15 protein-coding genes, 2 tRNA genes and 1 riboswitch are annotated in these 21,173 nt (G+C 73.1%); of the genes, 5 read left to right on the top strand and 12 right to left on the bottom strand.

The genetic code is table 11. The features are described from left to right. The first annotated feature begins 323 nt into the window (after positions 1 to 323). The 4 genes from ACZ6CV_RS13210 (at position 324) to ACZ6CV_RS13195 (ending at position 5,673) form a co-directional block, all read left to right on the top strand. A complete protein-coding gene (locus ACZ6CV_RS13210) occupies positions 324 to 1,769 on the top strand; it encodes an MFS transporter (RefSeq protein ID WP_469250860.1) in 1,446 nt (481 codons plus the stop codon). A gap of 191 nt (positions 1,770 to 1,960) precedes the next feature. Beyond that, entirely contained in the window at positions 1,961 to 3,175 is a 1,215-nt protein-coding gene (lhgO, locus tag ACZ6CV_RS13205; protein ID WP_469250911.1) for an L-2-hydroxyglutarate oxidase, read from the top strand. Positions 3,176 to 3,323: 148 nt separating this feature from the next. Beyond that, entirely contained in the window at positions 3,324 to 4,256 is a 933-nt protein-coding gene (gene trmB / locus ACZ6CV_RS13200; protein WP_469250859.1) for a tRNA (guanosine(46)-N7)-methyltransferase TrmB, read from the top strand. A 43-nt stretch (positions 4,257 to 4,299) separates the two neighbouring features. Next, positions 4,300 to 5,673, top strand: a complete 1,374-nt coding sequence (locus ACZ6CV_RS13195) for a PrsW family intramembrane metalloprotease (protein ID WP_469250858.1) — start codon at positions 4,300 to 4,302, stop codon at positions 5,671 to 5,673. 8 nt (positions 5,674 to 5,681) lie between these two features. Here ACZ6CV_RS13195 and ACZ6CV_RS13190 read toward each other — a convergent pair whose 3' ends face one another. The 6 genes from ACZ6CV_RS13190 to ACZ6CV_RS13165 all read right to left on the bottom strand — a co-directional run bounded on the left by ACZ6CV_RS13190 (position 5,682) and on the right by ACZ6CV_RS13165 (position 12,030). Then, complete coding sequence (locus tag ACZ6CV_RS13190) at positions 5,682 to 6,626, bottom strand: aldo/keto reductase (RefSeq protein ID WP_469250857.1); 945 nt, start codon at positions 6,624 to 6,626, stop codon at positions 5,682 to 5,684. A gap of 168 nt (positions 6,627 to 6,794) precedes the next feature. Then, positions 6,795 to 7,874: a M23 family metallopeptidase gene (locus tag ACZ6CV_RS13185; protein WP_469250856.1), complete on the bottom strand. Its 1,080-nt coding sequence runs from the start codon at positions 7,872 to 7,874 to the stop codon at positions 6,795 to 6,797. A gap of 11 nt (positions 7,875 to 7,885) precedes the next feature. After that, positions 7,886 to 8,069, bottom strand: a riboswitch (cyclic di-AMP (ydaO/yuaA leader). A gap of 221 nt (positions 8,070 to 8,290) precedes the next feature. After that, positions 8,291 to 9,433 carry a PP2C family protein-serine/threonine phosphatase gene (locus ACZ6CV_RS13180; protein WP_469250855.1) on the bottom strand — a complete coding sequence of 381 codons (1,143 nt, stop codon included), beginning with the start codon at positions 9,431 to 9,433 and terminating at the stop codon, positions 8,291 to 8,293. Between the two features lie 197 nt (positions 9,434 to 9,630). Next, positions 9,631 to 9,704, bottom strand: a tRNA-Met gene (locus tag ACZ6CV_RS13175). A 103-nt stretch (positions 9,705 to 9,807) separates the two neighbouring features. After that, a complete protein-coding gene (locus ACZ6CV_RS13170) occupies positions 9,808 to 11,034 on the bottom strand; it encodes an alginate lyase family protein (protein ID WP_469250854.1) in 1,227 nt (408 codons plus the stop codon). 147 nt (positions 11,035 to 11,181) lie between these two features. After that, positions 11,182 to 12,030 carry a glycosyltransferase family 2 protein gene (locus ACZ6CV_RS13165; RefSeq protein WP_469250910.1) on the bottom strand — a complete coding sequence of 283 codons (849 nt, stop codon included), beginning with the start codon at positions 12,028 to 12,030 and terminating at the stop codon, positions 11,182 to 11,184. Positions 12,031 to 12,407: 377 nt separating this feature from the next. On the opposite strand from ACZ6CV_RS13165, the gene ACZ6CV_RS13160 reads away from it, so the two are divergent. Then, on the top strand, positions 12,408 to 12,956 hold the full coding sequence (locus tag ACZ6CV_RS13160; protein WP_469250853.1) for a YceI family protein: 549 nt from the start codon (positions 12,408 to 12,410) through the stop codon (positions 12,954 to 12,956). A gap of 150 nt (positions 12,957 to 13,106) precedes the next feature. Here the strand turns inward: ACZ6CV_RS13160 and ACZ6CV_RS13155 are convergent, their stop codons facing one another. From ACZ6CV_RS13155 to ACZ6CV_RS13130, 6 genes are all read right to left on the bottom strand, one after another. Beyond that, entirely contained in the window at positions 13,107 to 13,796 is a 690-nt protein-coding gene (locus tag ACZ6CV_RS13155; RefSeq protein WP_469250852.1) for a GAF and ANTAR domain-containing protein, read from the bottom strand. A gap of 72 nt (positions 13,797 to 13,868) precedes the next feature. Then, positions 13,869 to 13,941: transfer RNA gene (locus ACZ6CV_RS13150), tRNA-Lys, on the bottom strand. A 75-nt stretch (positions 13,942 to 14,016) separates the two neighbouring features. Beyond that, a complete protein-coding gene (locus ACZ6CV_RS13145; RefSeq protein WP_469250851.1) occupies positions 14,017 to 15,579 on the bottom strand; it encodes an amino acid permease in 1,563 nt (520 codons plus the stop codon). A gap of 101 nt (positions 15,580 to 15,680) precedes the next feature. After that, on the bottom strand, positions 15,681 to 17,747 hold the full coding sequence (locus ACZ6CV_RS13140) for a laminin G domain-containing protein (protein WP_469250850.1): 2,067 nt from the start codon (positions 17,745 to 17,747) through the stop codon (positions 15,681 to 15,683). Between the two features lie 225 nt (positions 17,748 to 17,972). Then, positions 17,973 to 20,270 carry a DEAD/DEAH box helicase gene (locus ACZ6CV_RS13135; protein ID WP_469250849.1) on the bottom strand — a complete coding sequence of 766 codons (2,298 nt, stop codon included), beginning with the start codon at positions 20,268 to 20,270 and terminating at the stop codon, positions 17,973 to 17,975. A 282-nt stretch (positions 20,271 to 20,552) separates the two neighbouring features. Beyond that, positions 20,553 to 21,131 carry a hypothetical protein gene (locus ACZ6CV_RS13130; RefSeq protein WP_469250848.1) on the bottom strand — a complete coding sequence of 193 codons (579 nt, stop codon included), beginning with the start codon at positions 21,129 to 21,131 and terminating at the stop codon, positions 20,553 to 20,555. Between the last annotated feature and the right edge of the window lie 42 nt (positions 21,132 to 21,173).

Genomic DNA, 21,173 nt, shown 5'->3' with positions numbered 1-21,173 from the left:
GCTCGGGCACGGGCAACAATCCCGCCATCCGGAACTGCGCCTCTTAACGCTTGGGATGCGGCGAACTACGCTGTGTGTGCTGATGTTTTCGCGGAGGCATATACCTGGAGGATCGGCCAAACGCTCTTGCGGCCGCTATTCCGGCCACTGCGCGCGGGGGCCCGGGCAGCACGCCCGGACCACGGTGCGCGGAGGCGCGGCCGAGGTGCCGTGGCACACGCCACGGGTCCCGGCCGAGGGTGCCACTGCCCCCGGGGGAACGCAGCACGAATGCCGCGCGGTCCAGCCACTGCCCGGCAGCCGTCTGTGTCGAGGGGTGGCGCATGTCCAGGGAGCAACGCGGGCCGAACGAAAAACTCGGCACCGTTCTCGCCCTCGCGGGAATCAGCAATGCGGGACTCGCCCGCCGGGTCAACGACCTCGGCGCACAACGCGGGTTGACGCTCCGTTACGACAAGACATCGGTGGCCCGCTGGGTCTCCAAGGGCATGGTGCCCCAGGGCGCCGCGCCCCACCTGATCGCGGCGGCCATCGGACAGAAGCTCGGCCGCCCGGTCCCGCTGCACGAGATCGGCCTCGCCGACGCCGACCCGGCGCCCGAGGTGGGCCTCGCCTTCCCGCGCGACGTGGGGGCCGCGGTGAAGTCCGCGACCGAGCTGTACCGCCTCGACCTGGCGGGCCGCCGCGCGGGCACCGGCGGCATCTGGCAGTCGCTGGCCGGCTCCTTCGCCGTGAGCGCCTACGCCACGCCCGCCTCGCGCTGGCTGATAACCCCGGCCGACAGCTCCGTGGCCCGCGACGTCTCCCGGGAGGCGGCGCGCGAGCTCGCGCACGCCGAGGACGGCGCGCCCATGAAGGTCGGCCACAGCGACGTCCTGAAGCTGCGGGAGGCCGCCGAGGACGCCCGCCGCTGGGACTCCAAGTACGGCGGCGGCGACTGGCGGTCCTCGATGGTCCCCGAGTGCCTGCGCGTCGAGGCGGCGCCCCTGCTGCTCGGTTCGTACTCCGACGAGGTCGGCCGCGCGCTCTTCGGCGCGTCCGCCGAGCTGACCCGCCTCGCCGGGTGGATGGCCTTCGACACGGGCCAGCAGGAGGCCGCCCAGCGCTACTACATCCAGGCGCTGCGCCTCGCGCGCGCGGCGGCCGACGTCCCCCTCGGGGGGTACGTACTGGCGTCCATGTCCCTGCAGGCGACGTACCGCGGCTTCGGGGACGAGGGGGTCGACCTCGCGCAGGCCGCCCTGGAGCGGAACAGGGGCCTGGCCACCGCCCGCACCATGAGCTTCTTCCGGCTCGTCGAGGCGCGCGCCCACGCGCGGGCCAACGACGCGGCGGCGGCGGGCGCGGCGCTGCGGGCCGCCGAGGGGTGGCTGGAGCGCGCAAGGGAGGGCGACAACGACCCGTCCTGGCTCGGCTTCTACGGATACGACCGCTTCGCCGCCGACGCGGCCGAGTGCTACCGCGACCTGAAGGCGCCCCGCCAGGTGCGCCGCTTCACCGAGCAGGCGCTGTCCCGCCCCACCGAGGAGTTCGTGCGCTCGCACGGCCTGCGCCTGGTGGTGTCGGCCGTCGCCGAGCTGGAGTCCGGGAACCTCGACGCGGCGTGCGAGCAGGGCACCCGGGCCCTTGAGGTCGCCGGGCGCATCTCGTCCGCGCGGACCACGGAGTACGTGAAGGACCTGCTGCACCGCCTGGAGCCGTACGGGGACGAGCCGCGGGTGGTGGAGCTCCGCGAGCGGGCCCGGCCGCTGCTGGTCGCCCCGGCGTAGGACCGCGGGCCCGTGACCTCCACCACCACCACTCCGCACCCGTCCCTGCCCCCGCCCGCCGCCGGGTTAACGGGGGGCCGGGCCCACGTGAACCGCCGCGGAGCGGTGCGGAAGGATCCGGCGCCCGAGGTTTGGCGGCGTTGTCAGTGGCGCAGGGCACTATCTGTGGTGGGAGGTGAGGCGCGGTGACGATGGTGACGTACGACTGCGACGTGCTGGTGATCGGCGGCGGGATCGTCGGTCTGGCGACGGCGTATGCCCTCTCGCGCACGGCGCCCGGCACCCGGATCACCGTCCTGGAGAAGGAGCCGGGCCCGGCCCGCCACCAGACGGGCCGCAACAGCGGGGTGATCCACAGCGGGATCTACTACCGCCCCGGCTCGCTCAAGGCGAAGTTCGCGGTCCGCGGCGCCGCCGAGATGATCAAGTTCTGCGCGGAGTACGACATCGCGCACGAGGTCACCGGCAAGCTGATCGTCGCCACCGAGCGCGAGGAGCTCCCCCGCCTGCACGCCCTGGTCCAGCGCGGCCGGGAGAACGGCATCCCGGTCCGCGAGCTGGGCCCCGCCCAGATCACTGAGCACGAGCCGGAGGTCCGCGGCCTCGCCGCCATCCACGTCGGCACGACGGGCATCTGTGACTACGGCGCGGTGGCGGCCCGCCTGGCCGAAGCCTCCGGCGCCGAGATCCGGTACGGCGCGGCGGGCGACGCCGTCCGCATCGACCGCCGCCCCGACCGCGGCGTGGCCGTGCGCACCGCCGACAGCGCGATCGTCCGCGGCCGGGTCCTGGTGAACTGCGCGGGGCTGCACTGCGACGAGGTCGCGCGGCGCACCGGCGACGACCCGGGCATGCGGATCGTGCCGTTCCGCGGGGAGTACTTCGACCTGGCCCGCCCCGAGCTGGTGCGCGGCCTCGTCTATCCGGTGCCGGACCCGGCCTTCCCGTTCCTCGGCGTCCACCTCACGCGCGGCGTCGGCGGCGGCGTCCACGTGGGGCCGAACGCGGTCCCCGCGCTGGCCCGCGAGGGGTACAGCTGGTCGGTCGTGCGCCCCCGCGAGCTCGCCGGGACCCTCGGCTGGCCCGGCTCCTGGCACATAGCCCGCCGCCACTGGCGGTACGGGGTGGGCGAGCTGCGCCGCTCCGCCTCCAAGGCCGCGTTCACCACGGCGGTGCGCAGGCTGCTGCCAGCGGTCCGCCCGGACGACCTGATCCCGTCCCCCGCGGGCGTCCGCGCCCAGGCGGTCCTGCGCGACGGCACGCTGGTCGACGACTTCCTGATACGGGAGGGCGCCCGCACGGTCCACGTACTGAACGCCCCGTCCCCGGCGGCCACGGCGTCCCTCCCGATCGGCAGGGAGGTCGCCCGCCGCGCCTTGGCGGCGCTGCAGGGGGCCGTGGCGTAGGGAGCCGGGTGCGGCTCGGGCTCGGGCCCAGGTCTCGCGGCGCGGGGCACGGGCGCGCAGGGCGCGGGGCTGGACCCTCAGGCATCCGGAGAGGCCGGCAGACGCTCGCCCCACCCCACCCCCCGCCGCCCCGTAAAATTGCCGCACTGTGTCTGACTCACCCCACACCCCCGAAGCCCCGTCGCCGAGCGCCGAAGCTCCGTCGCCGAGCGAAGCGGGCGCCTCCCCCGCGGGCGTCTCCTCCGCGGGCGCCTCCCCCGCCGGCGCCTCCCGGCCCGGTGGCCGCCCCCAGGCCCCGCCCCGGTTCCCCGGTGGGCCCTCGCCCGACCCGGCCGGATCGCACCACGAGCGGCGGATCCGCAGCTTCCAGCCCCGGCGCAGCCGGGTGACCACCAGCCAGGGCGACGCGCTGCGCCGGCTGTGGCCGCAGTGGGGCCTCGACATCGACGGGCTGCGCACGCTCGACCTGGCCGAGCTCTTCGGGGACGGCGAGAAGCCCTCCGACAAGCCCGTCGTCCTGGAGATCGGCTTCGGCATGGGCGAGGCCACCGCGCAGATGGCCGCCGCCGACCCGGACACCGGCATCCTCGCCGTCGACGTGCACACCCCCGGCCAGGGCAACCTCCTCGGCCTCGCGGAGCGGGGCGGCCTCCGCAACGTCCGCGTGGCCAACGGCGACGCGATCATCCTGCTCCGCGAGATGCTCGCCCCCGCCTCCCTCGACGGCCTGCGCGTCTACTTCCCCGACCCCTGGCCCAAGGCCCGCCACCACAAGCGCCGCCTGATCCAGCCGGAGTTCCTGACCCTGGCCGCGCCCTCCCTCAAGCCCGGCGCGATCCTGCACTGCGCGACCGACTGGGAGCCGTACGCCGAGCAGATGCTCGAGGTGCTCACCGCGCACCCCGACTTCGAGAACACCCGGGAAGACGGCGGATACGCCCCGCGCCCCGACTTCCGCCCCCTCACCCGCTTCGAGGGCCAGGGCCTCGGCAAGGGCCACGTCGTCCACGACCTGCTGTTCCGCCGGACCGCGCACCCGCCGAGCGGAAGCGGAAGCACCGAGTCCGCTCCGGAGAACTGAGGCACCGTCGCGGCCACCCCCATCCCTCGTTAGGGTCAACGACGTGGCCACCAGTTCCCCGTATCCGATACCCCCCGAGGCGCCCGCCCCGGGGGAGCTGCGCCGCGTCCGCTGGTGGCAGCGGCGCGCGATACGCGGAGCCGCGCTCGTCACCCTGCTCGCCCTCTCCGGCCTGGTCATCCTCGCCCTGGTCCGGGAGCAGACCGGCACCGAGGGCTTCCTGGTCGGACTCGGCCTCGCGGTCGTGCCCGTACCCCTGCTCGTCGCCGCGTTCCGCTGGCTGGACCGGGTGCAGCCGGGACCCTGGCGGAACCTCCTCTTCTCCTTCTCCTGGGGCGCCTGCGCGGCCGCCCTCGTCGCGATCGTGGCGAACAGCTTCGCGATCCGCTGGATAGCCACCGCCACCGCCGATCCCACCGGTGCCGACACCCTCGGCGCCACCGTCATCGCGCCGATCGTCGAGGAGAGCGCGAAGGCCGCGGCCATCCTGCTCGTCTTCCTCTTCCGCCGGCGCGACTTCACGGGGCTCGTCGACGGCGTCGTCATCGCCGGGGTGACCGCGACCGGTTTCGCGTTCACCGAGAACATCCTCTATCTGGGCAACGCCTTCGTCACCGACCAGCTCAGCCGGGAGAGCGGCCTCGCCTCCGTGACGGCCGCGACCTTCTTCGTACGGGTCGTCATGTCCCCGTTCGCGCACCCGCTGTTCACGGTCCTGACCGGCATCGGCTTCGGCTTCGCCGCGTTCGCCGCCGAGCGCCGCCATCTGCTCCGCACGCTGCTCCCGCTCGCCGGACTACTGCTCGCGATGGGCATGCACGCCCTGTGGAACGGCTCGGCGGTCTTCGGGCAGTACGGCTTCTTCACCGTGTACGCGGCGTTCATGCTCCCGGCGTTCGGCCTGCTGACGTGGCTCGCGATCTGGGCCCGGCAGCGCGAGCTGCGCACGATCCGCGCGGAGCTGCCCGCGTACGTGGCGGCGGGCTGGCTCACCCCGCCCGAGCCGTACGCGCTGGGCTCGATGCGCGCCCGCGCGCTGGCCCGCGACTACGCCGCGTACACCTGGGGGAAGGCGGCGTCCCGCACGGTCGCCGAGTACCAGATGTACGCGACGTCGCTGGCGCTGCTGCGCCACCGGGGCCGGCGCGGCCGGGCCGGGGCCGACTTCGTGGCCCGCGAGCGGGAACTCCTCGAACAACTCTGGGAGCGGCGCGAGCCGGCCCGCCCCGCGCTGGCGTACGCGGCGCAGGCGACGGCACCGGTGATGCGACCGCTGCCACCCGGCCCCTACGGGTCGTACGGGGCCTCCGGCGGGTACGGCCACCCCCCTTACGGGACGCCCGTCCCCGCCGCCCCGTACGGGCCCACCCCGTACGGGCCCACCCCGTACGGCGCGTACAACCCCTACCGCTCCTAGGTCGTGTCCTAGGCGGACGCGGCCGTCAGCCGGGCGATCTCCGCCGGCGTCAGCTCAAGGTCCGCCACCGCGAGCAGCGCCGGCAGCTGCTCGACCGTGCGCGCGGAGGCGATCGGCGCCGCCACCGTGGGCTGCGCGGCCAGCCAGGCGAGCGCCACGGTCGCGACCTGCGCCCCGTGCGCCTCGGCGATCTCGTCGAGCGCGGTCAGGACGCGCTCGCCCCGCTCGCTGCCCACGTACTGTGCGACCCCGCCGCTGCGGGCGCTCTCCACCTTCGCGCCCGGACGGTACTTGCCGGTGAGGAAGCCGGACGCGAGCGCGTAGTAGGGGACGGCCGCGATGCCGGCGCGCGAGGCGACCTCCTGGAGCGGGCCCTCGTAGGTGTCGCGGGAGACGAGGTTGTAGTGCGGCTGCAGCGCGACGTAGCGCGCGAGCCCCTCGCGGTCGGAGAGGTCGAGGGATTCCTGGAGCCGCTCGGGGGTGATGTTGGAGGCGGCGATGGCGCGCACCTTGCCGTCCCGCACCAGCCCGTCGAGCGTCCCGATGATCTCCTCCACCGGGACCGAAGGGTCGTCGTAGTGCGTGTAGTAGAGGTCGATGTAGTCGGTGCCGAGGCGGCGCAGCGACGCGTCGATGCCGCCCTTGATGGTGGCCGGGGAGAGGCCCTTGAACTCGGGGTGGGCGCCGACCTTCGTGGCGATGACGACGTCGGAGCGGTTGCCGCGTTCGGCCAGCCACTCGCCGACGAGGGTCTCGGACTCACCGCCCTGGTTGCCGTCCACCCAGGCCGAGTAGACGTCGGCGGTGTCGATGAAGTTGCCGCCCGCGGCGGTGTAGGCGTCGAGGACGGCGAAGGAGGCGGCCCGGTCGGCGGTCCAGCCGAAGACGTTGCCGCCCAGGGAGAGCGGGAAGACCTCGAGGTCGGAGGAGCCGAGCGTACGCAGATAAGTCATGCGTTCCTCAACAAGCACACCGGAAACGGAATTCCGTGCACGCACCACCGGACCGACCGGCGGCCCTGGCGTCGGGGGGATGTCGCCAGGACCGCCGGAGTACGGAGACCCGGACCGCGGAGACCCGGACCGCAGGGGCGCGGACCTCAGGGATACCTCAGGGATACCTCAGGGATTCAGGCCCTTGCCCTGCAGCCAGCCGAGCGGGTCGATCCCGGTGCCGTCGGGCGTGTGGACCTCCATGTGGAGGTGCGGCCCGGTGACGTTGCCGGTCGCGCCGACGCGGCCGATGACCTCGCCGGTGGTGACCTTCTGGCCCGCGCTGACATTGAGCGAGGACTGGTGGCAGTACCAGACCTCCGTGCCGTCCTCGAGTTCGAGCACGGTGCGGTAGCCGTACGCGCCCGCCCAGCCGGCCTCCTTGACGGTGCCGGTGTGCACGGCCTTGAGCGGCGTGCCCGTCGGCGCGGCGAAGTCGAGGCCGGTGTGGTGGCCGGAGGACCACATGGCGCCGGCGTCGCCGAAGTGCGAGGTGAGGGTGTACGAGGAGGTCGGGATGGCGTAGCTCTTGGCGAGCTTGGCCAGGCGCGCGGCCTCGGCCTTGGCCTTGCGGGCCTCCTCCGCCTTCTGCTTCTTGGCGGCGGCCTCGGCGTCGGCCTTCTTCTCGGCGGCCTTCTGCTGGGCGGCGGCCTCTTCGGCGGCCTTCTTGACGGCGGCGTCCTCGGCGGCGGTCCGTACGGCGGCGTCCGCCTGGTGCTGCTGGTTCTCGGCCTGCTGCATGATGCGGGTGCGCAGTGCCTCGCCCGCGTCGGTGGTGCCCTGCTCGGCGTCGACGGAGCTGACGCCGGCGGCGGTGAGCGGGGCGGACGCGGCGACGGTCGTCGTGGCGTCGGAGGAGTCGTCGGCCAGCAAGGAGCCCACGCCCGGCAGGGACTTGGCCTCGGGCAGCGAGTCGGCGACGGCGTCCACGCCCGGCAGGTCGGGCATCGATATGGAGACCGGCGGCTTGCCTTCCTGCGCGGTGGCGATGCCGCCCGCGCCGACGGCGGCGATGACGCCCACGCCGAGGACGGTGGAGCTGCGGGCGAGCCCGCCGCCGCCCTTCTTGTGCACACGGTGCCTGCCGCGGACGGGCCGGACGGAATCCTCGGTGGGGTTCCACTCCTCGAAGGAGTCCTCGTCGTACCCGCCGAAGTCGTCGTCATTCGGTATGTACACGGCTTGGGGGGCAGGCCGGTTGGACGCCACTGGGGCGCACTCCTTTCCTTCCTTCTCGCCTACCGGGTTAGCTGACGGGTTCGGAGCAGGAAGGTCTCCTACGGGCAGCTGCCGACGTGTGCGCGCATGACTGGTTCGAGGCATGCGTGCAGGCGCGGCAGAGGTCCGATTCACCCCAAGTTAGTGGTTCCCCGGCTCCCTTGCGGGATTAGGCGCGTGCGCGCGGAGCCGCCTCTAGTGACGGCTGGGACGACCGCGCTGCGTTATCGAACGTTAATAGACAGCGGGTCGGTATTCCAAGCTGTTCCGGTTGATCGTTAACGCCGATCGGCTGTACGTACCGGGACACGCGGGGGCGGAACGGGGCGAGTTGGCCCCGCCTTGGTCCACACCGGAATTTCACATTCCCTTGACAGTACGTCAGTTGTTATGCGGAGCGGTGCACTTCAGTCACCGGTGGTGACGTCGGGATCCCCGGCGACCGGCCGGCGCACCGCGAGCAACGCCATGTCGTCCGTCATCCGGCCCCCGGTGTGCCGCCGCACCTCCTCCGCGAGCGCGGCGAGCAGCGCCCGCGGGCCCCCGCGCCCGGGGAAGATCCGCCCGCCGAGCCGGGTCGCGGGATCGTAGAACTCCCCCGCCGCGTCCCGCGCCTCCGACAGGCCGTCCGTGTAGAAGAGCAGCGTCGCGCCGGGCGGGAACTCGGTCTCGTCGGCCCGGTCCGGCCAGATGCCGAGATCGCCCATGCCGAGCGGCAGCGCGGGCTCGCTCGCCGACATGACGCACAGCCGCCCGTCGCCGCGCAGCAGCAGCGGGGACGGGTGCCCCCGGTTGATCAGCCGTACCCGGCCGTCGGCGTGCCGGAACTCGGCGAGGACGGCGGTGGTGAAGCCCTCGAACGCGTCGAGGCCGTCGCGCCGGGTGCCCTCGCGGGCCAGCGCCCGCTCCAGGCGCTGCGCCACGGCCTCCAGGGTGGCCTCCTGCTCGGCGGCCTCCCGGAAGGCGCCGATGACGACGGCGACCGCGGCGACCGCGCCCATGCCCTTGCCTCGTACGTCGCCGACGATGAGCCGGACCCCGTGCGGGGTGTCCTGCACGGCGTACAGATCCCCCCCGATGAAGGCGTCTGCCTGCGCGGCCTCGTACCGCGCGGCGATGTCGAGCCCGCCGATCCGCGGGTCCGGCTCGGGCAGCACGGCGCGCTGGGTCGTCTCGGCGATGGAACGTGCGTTGGCGAGCCGGTCGTTGCCGCGGCGCACGACGCGGTTGATGACGATCGCGAGGGCCGCGACGGTGACCACGGTGAGCACCTCGGTGACGGCCTCCACGTGGCTGCTGCTCACGTTCCCGACGTGCAGGACGAGGACGGCGGCGGTGGCGGCGGCGCCGGTCAGGACGGTGCTCAGGAGCGAGTAGAAGGGGGCGGCGATCAGCGGGGCGGCCGTGAAGAGGGGCGCGGCGGTGAACTCGGGCGGGGTCGAGACGTCGTACACGACCCCGACGAGGAGCAGCAGCAGGGGGAGCGCGCGGACGAACGTCCGCTCGTGCGCGGTGGCACCCCTGTCGCCGGTTCCGCCTCGCTGCCCCACCGCTTGTCTCCCGCCGACTCCGCGCCCATCACCGCGCTCCGTCCAGGGTTCCCCCGGAGGGGAGCGGGGGCGAGCCGGTGCGGGCCGACCGGGTTACGGGGCCGGCGAAACCCGTAGGGGAGCACGAGGGCTGGGGGCAAGGGACCCGAAAAAAAACCCAGGGCCGGAAGCTGATGCTTCCGGCCCTGGGCCTTCAGTAGCGGGGACAGGATTTGAACCTGCGACCTCTGGGTTATGAGCCCAGCGAGCTACCGAGCTGCTCCACCCCGCGTCGGTGAACACAACACTACGCCATGCGGAGGGGTGCGTCGAACCACTTCCCCGCGGCCGCCGGAGCCGCTCCTACGGCCGCCCCTACGGGCACCCGGCGCCCCCTACGGGTTGTCCGCGTGCGTGAGCGTCTCCCAGGCGACGAAGAGCCCGTCCGTGCCCTCGGGACGCCGCTGCTCGGTGAACCGCTGGGTCTGCGGCATGTCCAGATGCTGCCGTCCCCGCAGGTGGTTGAGGCCGACCTCCGTGTCGGGCCCCATGTCGCGCTGCACCCGGCCGCCGCAGAGCCAGCCCGGCGCCTTCTCGCCCAGCTGGTACCGGGAGTGGAACTCGAAGGCGGCCCGCAGCCGGTCCTGGACCTCCCCGTACAGGTCGACGCCCTGGTGGCGGGCGGTCTCCGCCATGTGCGCGGTGGCGGCCAGCGAGTAACTGGCGTGCTTGAAGTTGCGGCAGGTCTCCTGGGAGATGCCGTCGACGAAGGTGCCCTGCCCGAACCAGTACCTCCGCAGCTCGGGGGCGGTGTCGATGCCGCTGCCCTCCGGGGAGACGGGCAGCTTCCCGTCGGACTCCAGATAGAAGTACGCGGGCACGCGCGTGCGGAAGTGGTGCACGGCCTTCTCGAACGTGGCGTGGTCGTCGAGGAAGACGGCCATCGACATGGTGGCGTCGGCCATCACCAGGTCCCAGTTGCCGTTGAAGTCGGCGGAACCGTCCCTGACCTGGGGCAGGTAGGCGTTGCGCAGCATCCGCTCGAACCGCAGCAGCGAGCCGTCGTTCCAGCCGTCGTAGGTGTAGCGCACGGCCTCGGCGGCGCGCGCCCAGGAGGTCGCGGCCCACGCGGTCTGCAACCCGGCGTTGGCCTCCGTGTGCCCGGTGATCACCTTCGACCAGGCGTCCATGATCTGCACGGCCTTCTTGGCGTGCGCGCGGTCGCCGGTGATGTTCCAGAGCAGCGCCTGGGTGTACGCGGCGAGGGCGTCCTCACGCTCCTCGACGCAGCCCTGCCCGGGGCGGGTGTCGGGCGGGCACTCGACGACGGGGTACGGGGTCGGCTTGTAGTCGTCCGCCGCGAACCTGCTGCCCCGCATCTGCTCGAAGGCCTTGGCCCAGGGCTGCTCCCCCGCCCGGACGTGCGCGCGCACCCGGTCGAGCTGCTCCTTGCCGACGAGGACGCCGGGGTGCGTGAACGGCAGGTCGAGGGGGCGCGCGGCGGTCGTACGAGCGCCCGCCCCGCCTCCCTGACCACTCCCGCAGCCCGCGGCGAGGACGAGAAGAGGCACGACGAGCAGACAGACCACCCGCCGCCCCGTGCGACGCACGGCTGCGCCCATTGCTGCACCTCCGAATCCACCCGGGAACGGTCCCACCGCCCCGGCAGTCCAGCGTGTCCCGCCCACCCCACCTCCGCCGACCGGAATGCTCCGTTCGGGGGCGTGGGGCCCCGAGAGGGGTGGCAACCAGTTGGGTCCCGGCGCGGCTCAGATCACCGGTGGCCGCCCCAGTCGCGTCAGCCGCCACACCGTGCGCCACCGCATCGGCCTGCGCCCGCCGCACGGCGTCCGCAGCCCTTCGGCGAAGCCAGCGGCCCAGGCCCGAAGGCCGGACAGCGAGCGCGTGCGGGCCACCGTGAGGAGCGTCCAGATGCCGAGGTGGACGGGGATCAGCGGGAGCGGAAGGCGGCGCCGGACCAGCCAGACGCGGTTGCGCGCGGTGTAGCGGTGGTAGACCGCGTGCCGGGCCGGGGAGGTCTTGGGGTGCTGGAGCAGCAGGGCCGGCTCGTAGAGGATCTTCCAGCCGGCGTCGACGGCCCGCCAGGCGAGGTCGGTCTCCTCGTGTCCGAAGAAGAACTGGGCGGGCCAGGTCCCGGTCCGCACCAGCATCTCGGCGGAGAAGGCGTGCCCGCCGCCGAGGAAGGCGGTGACGAGACCGCGCCGCATGGGGTCGTCGGCGCGCAGCCGGGGGATGTGGCGCCGCTGGGTCTCGCCCGTCTCGTCGGCGATGCGGAACCCGGCGATGCCCAGGCGCGGGTCGGCGGCGAACAGGTCCCGGATCCGGCGGAAGACGTCGCTGTCGACGAGCAGCCCGTCGTCGTCCAGCTCCACGACGACGTCCACGTCGCCGAACTCCATCAGCCGCTCGATGGCCACGTTGCGGCCACCGGGGCAACCGAGGTTCTCGTCGAGCTCGATCTTCGTCAACGTGCCGGGGATCGGCGGCAGTTCGGGGAGGGGCGAGCCGTTGCCGAGGACGACGACGCGGTGCGGCGGCACGTCCTGGAAGGCCACGGACGCGAGGAGGGCGTCGAGTTCACTCGGGCGGTTGCCCATGGTGATGACGACGACGCCGAGTCGTGGTGGCCGGCCCCGCGGCGGACGGGGGGCCTGCGGATGCGGCCGGTGGTCGGCCTGCGACTCGGGCTGCGGCACTGCGATCCCTCCAGAGGTGCGGCGGAAGTCGGCCAGTCAACACCACGGCGGCCACAGGAGGGGCGCGGCGCTCCCCACCTGCCCCCGGGAGGGCACAACGCGCTCACCTGACGCCGGGAGGGGCACGGCGCCCCCACTTGACCCCGAGTCGGCCGCCGCTGGAGGGACCCTGGTGGGGGTGGGCCGCGGCGGTATCGTCGGGGCGGGACGCGACGCCTTCTCCCGTGACCGGTTGCACCGCACGCTCACCGCCTCTTCCCTTCCAGGAGTGACCAAGCATGTCGACCATCACCGAGCTCAGTGAGCTGAGCGGCGAGTACGTCCTCGACACCGGCCGCACCCGGCTCGGGTTCATCGGCAAGCACTCCGTGGGGCCCCAAGTACGGGGTGAGTTCGAGGAGTTCGAGGGCAGCGCGCACCTCGACGGCGACGACCCGGCGAAGTCCGGCATCCGGCTCACCATCCGGTCGCGGAGCCTGCAGACCGGCAACAAGATGCGCGACGACCCGCTGCGCAAGAAGTTCCTGGACGCCGCCGGCCACCCCGACATCACCTTCACCTCGACCGGGGTGGAGCAGGTGGACGGCGTACGTTTCCGAGTCACCGGCGACCTGACGCTGCGCGGCACGACCCGGCCGCTCACCCTGGACGTCGAGACGACCGGCGGCGAGCGCGACGCGCAGGGCGGGCTCCGCGTCGGCTTCCGGGGCAGCGCCACCCTCGACCGCAAGGACTGGGGCGTGCGCGCCAACCCCGTGGACACGCTCGTCGTCAGTTCGAAGGTGACCGTGGAGTTCGAGGTCGCGGCGGTCCGCACGTCCTCGTAGGCGCGAGGTGTGAGGTGCGCTGAGAGGGGGACCTGGTGGGCAGGCCGGGGACCAGCGGCGTTCCTCTAGAGGGCTGCCCCGGCCAGGTTCCTCCGGTTCAGCAGAGAGCCGGGGGAGCCGCGCGAACGGGGTGCGCGGGGCGGCGCCCGGTCACTCCACCCCGCCCTCCTCGCAGACCCGCCGAGCCACGTCGCGCAGCTTCAGGTTGTTCTCCTGCGAGTACCGCCGCAGCACGTCGAACGCCGCGTCCTCCGCGATGTGGTGCCGGCCCATGAGGATGCCCATGGCCTCGCCGATGGTGTGCCGGGTGCTCATCGCCTCTTTCAGCTGGGCGTGGTCGCGGGCGTTGGACAACGCGACCGCGGCGTGCGAGGCGAACAGCCAGCCGGCCACCTCACTGGCCTCCGTGAAGGCGCCCGTACGGGACGAGTAGAGGTTGAGGGCGCCCAGGTCCTCGTCCTCGGTGAAGAGCAGGAAGCCCATCATGCTGCCGACGCCGAGCGCCCGGGCGCGCGGGGCGTAGGCGGGCCAGCGGGGCTGTTCCCGGGTGATGTCGGCGATACGGAAGACCCGCTCGCCCACCGACTTGCGCGCGGCGTCGAAACAGGGGCCCTCGCCGAGCTGCTCCTGCAGCCGGTCGCTGTCGACGACGAGCTGCGCGGTGGCGGCCAGCGTCTCCACCCTGCCGCCCCGGATGACGAGGATGCCCGCCGCGTCGCAGCCGTCCACCAGATCGACCGCCGACGCGCTGATCTGCCGCAGCGTGGCGTCGACCGAATCCTGCGCCAGAAGATCACGTGCCATCGACGCCATCTGCAGCGCGAACCGACGCCAGTCCATGATGTCCGCCCCTTCACCGTCAAGATGCACCACAGGCCCAGATCAGACGTCATCTGACCTGGGCCTGAGCCGTAGACCGTGTGGGACTCGAACCCACAACCAATGGATTAAAAGTCCACTGCTCTGCCAATTGAGCTAACGGTCCCCGTCGGTGCACCCCCGAGCATAGCGGGACGGGCCGCGCCATCCGATCGGGTATCGCCGTCGAGGGCCGTACCGGTTACGGATCCAGGGGTTCCGGAAGGCCCGCGCGGGCCGCGACTCGGGCCCGGGTGCGGGCGTGGTCGGGGTTGAGGAACCAGTGCCGTGCCGACGCCAGCCACCACGCCGCCGCGAAGCCGAGGACGACGAGGACGGCGATCGGGGCGTAGTTGAACGTCTCCCAGGTGACCGGCGAGACCTGCGGCAGCATGAAGAGGACGGTGATCACGCCGACCCAGGCCACCGCGACCACGCCGACCGGCCGCGACCAGCGCCCCAGGTGCCACGGCCCGCGCTCGAAGGCGTCGCCCTTGCGCAGCCGCAGCAGCGTCGGCACGACGTACGCGATGTAGAGCCCGATGACCGCGATCGAGGTCACCGCCGCGTACGCCGTGACGTTGATCAGGTACGGCAGGCCGAGCACCAGCGCGCCGAGCGCGGCCAGCCAGACCGCGGCGACCGGGGTCCGCGTGCGCGGGCTGACGGTGTGCCACAGGTGCGAGAACGGCAACGCGCCGTCCCGCGAAAAGGCGTAGATCATACGGGAGTTGGCGGTGACCGACGCCATGCCGCAGAAGAGCTGCGCGCCGATCACGACGAGCAGGAGCAGTTTGCCGGCCGTCGCCCCGAGCGCGTCGAGGAGGATCTGGGCGGGCGGCGCACCCGTCGCCGAGCCGCGGGCCCCCTCGTACGACTGGATGGCGAAGGTGAAGCCGAGCAGCAGCACGAACCCCGCGATCCAGGAGGTCCAGATGGAGCGGACGATGCCCTTGGGGCCGGCGGTCGAGGCGTCGTGGGTCTCCTCGGTCATGTGCGCGGAGGCGTCGTAGCCGGTGAAGGTGTACTGCGCCATCAGGAGCCCGATGAGGGTGACGTACAGCCCGCTGCCCCACCCCGTGTTGTTCACGAACTCCGTGAAGACGAAGGACGCCGACTGATGCGAGTCCGGCGCGAACGCGAGCGCGCCGACGATGACGGCGACGCCGCCCACGTGCCACCACACGCTGATGCTGTTGAGCAGCCCGACGATGCGCACGCCGAAGGTGTTGAGCAGTCCGTGCAGGACGAGGATCGCGGCGAAGAGCAGGATCGTGCGCTCCTCGGTGACGGTGAAGTCGAACTGCAGGTTGAGGTACGCGCCGAGGAAGGACGCCGCCCCGAAGTCGATCCCGGCGGTCACGGCGACCTGCCCCAGCACGTTGAACCACCCCGTGAACCACGCCCACGCGGCGGCGGACCGCGCCGGCGCCAGCCGGTGCGCCCAGAAGTAGAGCCCGGCGGAGGTCGGGTACGCGGAACAGATCTCGGCCATGGCGAGCCCGACGAACAGCGTCATCAGCCCGACCCCGACCCACCCCCAGGTGATGAGCGCGGGCCCGCCGGTGTTCATCCCGAACAGATACATGGTCAGGCACCCGGAGAGCACCGAGATGATCGTGAACGAGACGGCGTAGTTGGAGAACGCGGACATGCGCCGCGCGAGGACCTGGCTGTAACCGAGCTGAGCGAGCCGCTCCTCGTCGGAACCGGCGCCGGGTGGTGGTGGCGGGGAGTCGACCTCCCCGGCCGAGTCTTTTGTCATGCCCCCAGCGATTCCCTCGCCGGGGGCACGACATGCGCGGGGCTCGACCAAATCCGTCCGGGCCACATCCGTCCCCACACCAGCCGGCGCGACCCGAGGCGTCAGCCTTCGACGGCCATCGCCGACACCTCCCGCTCGCTCACCGCCCCCGCGAAGGCGTGCACATCGTCCACCGCGCCGGTCAGGAACTCGCCCCAGCCGTCCGCCACCGGGGCCCGCCCGGCCTGCAGCCCGCCCGCGGCCCGCCACATGTGGTGGAACGGCGCCCGCGCCCGCACCGAGCCGTCGACGTACAACAGCACCTCGTCGGCCCCGTCGTCGTACACCACCGCCAGATGCTGCGGCGCCCCGCGCCGCGCCCCGTCGGCCTTCAACGTGGTCGTCTCCGCACCCGCCCGGTCCTCGTGAGCCAGGGTCAGCTCCCATGCCCGGCGCTCCGGTGCGTACCGCAGAGTGGCGAGGCCGGTGTTCTCGCCCGGCAGCGAGAGAAGCGTCATCGTGCCGTTCTCCGCGGCCGGGTCGATCCGCACGTGCGCCGCCAGCGAGAAGCTGTCGTCCGTGGCCACGACCGGGCCGTCGGTCGCCGCGAAATCGCCGTCACCGTCGAGGACCAGCTCGCCCTCGCCCACGATGGGCGGGTTGCCGGGGCCGCACTCCGGGTCCAGCGGGTCGCAGGTCTGGTCGTCGTGGCGGATCAGGGCGTCACCGCCCAGTCTCATCGGCTGCCCGCCGCCCTGCTCGGGACTGGTTCTCCCGGCCGCCTCGTCGAACCGCCAGTGCCCCGTGTGCACGGCCTCGCGCCCGGCGAGTTCCGCCGCCTCCTCCGGGACGACGACCCTGCCCCACGCCCGTACGTCGGCGATCCGGCCGTTCCAGTTCGACCCCTGCCCGGCCGCTCCCAGGGCCCGGCCCATCTGGGCGGCGCCGCTTCCCGCGGGTGCCGGGGCATCCTCCACCGAGTCGACGCGACGGCCGTTCACATACAGTGCCGCCGTCTTCACCCCGGCGTCGTACACACCGGTCAGGTGCGCCCACTCCCCGCTCTCCGGGGTACCGCCCTTCGCCCGCACGACCGTGCCGCCCGGCCCGCCGAGCGCGAAGGACCACGCCCCGTCGCCGTCGGTCCCGAGGCGATAGGCGGCCGTGCCCGTGCCGTCCTGACTCACCGCGGCCATGGCCCCGTCCACCTCGTCGGGCCGCACCCAGGCGCTCACCGAGAAGGCCTTGCCGGTGTCCACCGCCGGGGCGCCCGACGACAGATACGCGCCGGCCGAACCGTCCAGCTCCGTCGCGCGATCCACCGTCGTCCGAGCCGGCCCCTCCGCACCGAAGGTGACACCGCCACCCGCCACTGCGGGCCTGTCGCCCGCTTCGGCGGACGCCTCGGTGGACCCCGCGGGATCGGCCAGCTTCCAGTGGGCGACCGGCTTGCTGCCCTCGTCCACGCGGAACCGGTACGTCGCCTGCTCGCTCCGGTTCCCGGCGCGGTCCACGGCCTCGACCGTGACCGACGTCGGACCCGGGCTTTCGGGCAGCCGGCTGAACGCGACCGGACCACCGAGCCGTTCGGGCACGACGGTTTCCGGCGTGTCCCCCATGAAGGTGTAGACGTACTTCGCCGTGTCCGGCGACGCGGAGGCGGCCTCGAACGTACCCCGCACGCCCACGCCGTCGTGCCACTTGCCGTCGTCCGGGTATGCGGCCGACGACACCGAGGGCCGCGCCGGTTTCTCCTTGTCCACGACGAACGCACAGGTACCCGTGGTCCCGTCGGAACTCCACGGCCCCCACGCCGTGCCGTCGAAGGCCCGCACCCGCCAGCTCACCTCGGTGGCCGCCGGCACGTCCTCGGGGACGGTCCAGGTTTCGGGACGGTCGATGTACGAAGGTCCCGTCCGGCCCGTCCGCACCTGACGCTCCCCCGCCGCGTCCTGCCAGGCGACCTCGAACTCGGCCGTCAGCCGCGCCCTGGACGGCAGCGGCACCGGGTCCGGGTCGCGCAGCGTCGCGCTCAGGACCGGCGCACGCCGTACGTACGCCCGGTCCGCGCCGGACGCGCACGGGGCGTCGCCGGTCCGCAGATCGGCCCGCGTCGGCTGGTCCGGCGGGCGGTTCTCCGCCGCCGCGGCCATCCATGGCGTGGCGACGACCGCCGATGAACCGAGCACGACGGCTAACGCGCAGCGCGCGAAGGCATGACGCATCACAGATTCCCCTCCCTGTCGGCCCGCTCCCCACCGGGCCCCCACTCCGATCAACTCCGAAGGTAACAGCGGGTACTGACATCGACACAGGCATCGCCGGACGGCGCACCCCGCACACGCCGAAGGGCCCGCACGACGTGGTGTCGTGCGGGCCCTTCGGGTGGATCAGTTCAGCGGCTCGGCGTTCGCTCAGCCGTTGCGCTTCCAGCGCGGCTTGTCGTCGCGGCGGCCGAAGGAGCCGGTGCCGGTGCCGGAGCGGTCACGGTCGCGGTTGAACGACGGGCGGTCGTGGCCGCCGGAGCGGGCGCCGCCCGCGGGGCGGTCGTCGCGGCGGTCGCGGTTGAAGGGACGGTCGCTGCCGCGGTGGCCACCGGAGGGGCGGTCGTCGCGACGGAAGCTGCTGCCGCCGCGGTTGTCGTCCCGGCGGAAGCCGCCACCGCGGTTGTCGTCACGACGGTCACGGCTGAAGCCGCCACCGCGGTTGTCGTCACGGCGCTCGAAGGGACGGCCGCCACGGTCGTCACGACGCTCGCGGTTGAAGCCACCGCCACGGTTGTCGTCACGGCGCTCGAAGGAACGGCCGCCACGGTCGTCACGACGGTCACGGTTGAAGCCGCCACCGCGGTTGTCGTCACGGCGCTCGAAGGAACGGCCGCCACGGTCGTCACGACGCTCGTCGCGACGGTCACGGTTGAAGCCGCCGCCACGGTTGTCGTCCCGACGGTCACGGCTGAAGCCGCCACCGCGGTTGTCGCCGCGACGGTCACGCTCGTAGTTGCCGCGCTCGTCGCGCTGCGGACGGCGGTTCTCGTACGAGGAGGAACGCTCGGCGGCGGGGGCCGGCTGCTCCGGCACCGACGCGACGGCGGCCTCGACGACCGCCTCGGCGGCGGCAGCGGCCTCGGCGATGGCGGCCTCCGGGTCGTCACCGCGCTCGCGGGCGGCACGCGCGGTGAGGCGGTCGGCCTCCTCGCGCAGCTCGGCGGCGCGGCGCTGCGCGCGCTCCAGCTCCTTGGTGAGGTCCTTGACCTCACGCTCGGCCTGGGTCGCGGCGTTGCCCGCGGAGTCGGCCTGCACCTCGGTCATGGAGCGGGCGCCGGTGATCTCGGCGACCTCCGGCTCGAAGGTGCCGCCGCCGTTGATGATGTGGCGGCTGGCGTCGACGCCGGCGTCCTCCATGAGGCGGAAGATCTGGCGGCGCTGGTGCGGCAGCGAGAGGGAGACGACCGTGCCGCTGCGGCCCGCGCGAGCCGTACGGCCGGAGCGGTGCAGGTAGTCCTTGTGGTCGCCGGCCGGGTCCACGTTCAGGACCAGGTCGATGCCGTCGACGTGGATGCCGCGGGCGGCGACGTCGGTGGCGACGAGGGCGTTGACGTAGCCCTTCTTGAAGTCCTCCAGAACGCGCGTACGAGCGCCCTGCGTCATGCCGCCGTGCAGCGCGTCGGCCTTCACACCCGAGTCGCAGAGCTGCTCGGCGATGCGGTCGGCGCCCAGCTGGGTGCGGACGAAGATGATCGTGCGGCCCTTGCGGGCGGCGATGGCGGCCGTGACCGGAGCCTTGTCGCGCGGCTTCACGATGAGGATGTGGTGCGTCATGGTCGTGACGTTGCCCTGGGCGCTGTCGACCTCGTGCGTCACCGGGTTGTTCAGGTAACGCTTGACCAGCGTGGAGATCTCGTTCTCCATCGTGGCCGAGAACAGCATGCGCTGGCCGCCGCCGGGGACCTGGTCGAGCAGCTCGGTGACCTCGGGCAGGAAGCCCAGGTCCGACATCTGGTCGGCCTCGTCGAGGACGGCGATCTGGGTGTTCTCCAGGGAGCAGGCGCCTCGGTTGATGAGGTCGCGCAGCCGGCCCGGGGTGGCGACGAGGATGTCGACGCCGCGCTCCAGGGCGTAGATCTGGTTGCCCATCGACGTACCGCCGCAGACGACCTTCATCTTCAGGCCGAGCACGTCGCCGTACGGCTGGAGGGCGTCCGCGACCTGCATCGCGAGCTCGCGGGTCGGGGTCAGGATGACGCCGCGGGGCTTCTTCTTCTCGGTGCGGCCGTCGGAGGCCAGCGTCGCCAGCATCGGCAGACCGAAGGAGAGGGTCTTGCCGGAGCCGGTGCGGCCGCGGCCGAGGATGTCCTTGCCGGCCAGGGCGTCCGGGATGGTCGCGGCCTGGATCGGGAAGGGGGTGGTCACGCCGTTCTGCGCGAGCTTGCGGACGATGCCCTCGGGCAGACCGAGGTCTCCGAAGGTGGTCTCGGGCTCGGCGTCGGCGTCGGCCTCGGCGTCGGCCGGGGCGGCCTCGGCGGTGACCTCGGCGTCGTCCTGCGCCTCGACGGCCGGGGACTCGGCGGCCGGGGCCTCGACGGTCTCGGCGGCCTGGGCGACCTCTACGGTCTCGACGGTCGCGGGAGCCTCGACGGCCTCGGCGGCCGCAACGGCCTCGACGATCTCGTTCTCGGGCAGGACGGCGTTGTCAGAACTGGAAATGGACATGCGAAATGCGAAACCTTCCGGAGTCTCGGCACGCGCCCGTCAACTCCGTGATTTCGCAATGGACCGCCTCTATGCGGTCAGCCACGGCAAGGGAGAGTACGCGCCACGCGGCGCTCTTCTGTGTCGGCGCCGGGCAAATGGGATCAAACGATCTACCACCATACGCACCCCCCACCCCAGATGGCAAACCGCCCCCTTTTCGGGGGCCGGAAACCCGGGACTACCTGGGCCCCGCAACCCGGGACTACCGGGGCCGACGGGGCCAGGCCCCGCAACCCGGAACTACCTGGGCCCCGCCTCGGGCGACGGCTCCCGCACCACGATCTCCGCGTTCCGCCGCTGCAGCTGCGCGTCCTGCCCCCCGGACCCCTCGTGCGCCGAGGAGGACGGCTCGGGCGTGGTCGGGTCCGGCGTCGGGGTCGGGGTGGGCTTCGGCGGATCGGGCGCCGGGGTCGTCCGGGTCGGCGTCGGCCGCGGCCGGGTGGGCGTGGGCTTCCCCGGCCCGCCGGCCTTCGGCGGCTTCGCGGAGGCCGAGGCCCGGGACGACGCCGCGGACTTGGCACCGCCCTGCTCGGACTCGCCCCCGCCGGCCGCGCCACCCTTCCCGCGCCCCTTGCCCTTGCCCTTCCCCTTGCCCTTCCCGTCGCCCTTCGCGCCGTCCTTGCCGAGCTCGTCCCCGCCCTCGACGTCACCGCCCTGCGTCACGGGGCCGCCGTCGGGCGCGGCCGCACCGCCGCGGTGCCCGGCGGACCGGCCGGGGCCCGGGGCGTGCCCGTCGTCACTGACGCTCATGCAGCCCGCGGTCGCCGCCACGGCCACCGCGACCGCGGCCCAACGGACGGGAACGTAGAACTGGCGCACGGCCGAGCACCTCCTGAGGCGCTGAGAATCGAGACGCCCTGC

The sequence above is a fragment of the Streptomyces sp. NPDC041713 genome (genome assembly GCF_055591085.1).
The sequence above is the reverse complement of the archived record's forward strand: the minus strand, read 5'-3'. Positions and strand labels throughout refer to the sequence as shown.

Bases quoted from the DNA above. Each gene is read 5' to 3' on its own strand.
- ACZ6CV_RS13210 (WP_469250860.1), top strand. From the start codon at position 324: ATGTCCAGGGAGCAACGCGGGCCGAACGAAAAACTCGGCACCGTTCTC.
- lhgO (WP_469250911.1), top strand. From the start codon at position 1,961: ATGGTGACGTACGACTGCGACGTGCTGGTGATCGGCGGCGGGATCGTC.
- ACZ6CV_RS13190 (WP_469250857.1), bottom strand. From the start codon at position 6,626: ATGACTTATCTGCGTACGCTCGGCTCCTCCGACCTCGAGGTCTTCCCG.
- ACZ6CV_RS13170 (WP_469250854.1), bottom strand. From the start codon at position 11,034: ATGGGCGCAGCCGTGCGTCGCACGGGGCGGCGGGTGGTCTGTCTGCTC.
- ACZ6CV_RS13165 (WP_469250910.1), bottom strand. From the start codon at position 12,030: ATGGGCAACCGCCCGAGTGAACTCGACGCCCTCCTCGCGTCCGTGGCC.
- ACZ6CV_RS13160 (WP_469250853.1), top strand. From the start codon at position 12,408: ATGTCGACCATCACCGAGCTCAGTGAGCTGAGCGGCGAGTACGTCCTC.
- ACZ6CV_RS13155 (WP_469250852.1), bottom strand. From the start codon at position 13,796: ATGGACTGGCGTCGGTTCGCGCTGCAGATGGCGTCGATGGCACGTGAT.
- ACZ6CV_RS13145 (WP_469250851.1), bottom strand. From the start codon at position 15,579: ATGACAAAAGACTCGGCCGGGGAGGTCGACTCCCCGCCACCACCACCC.
- ACZ6CV_RS13135 (WP_469250849.1), bottom strand. From the start codon at position 20,270: ATGTCCATTTCCAGTTCTGACAACGCCGTCCTGCCCGAGAACGAGATC.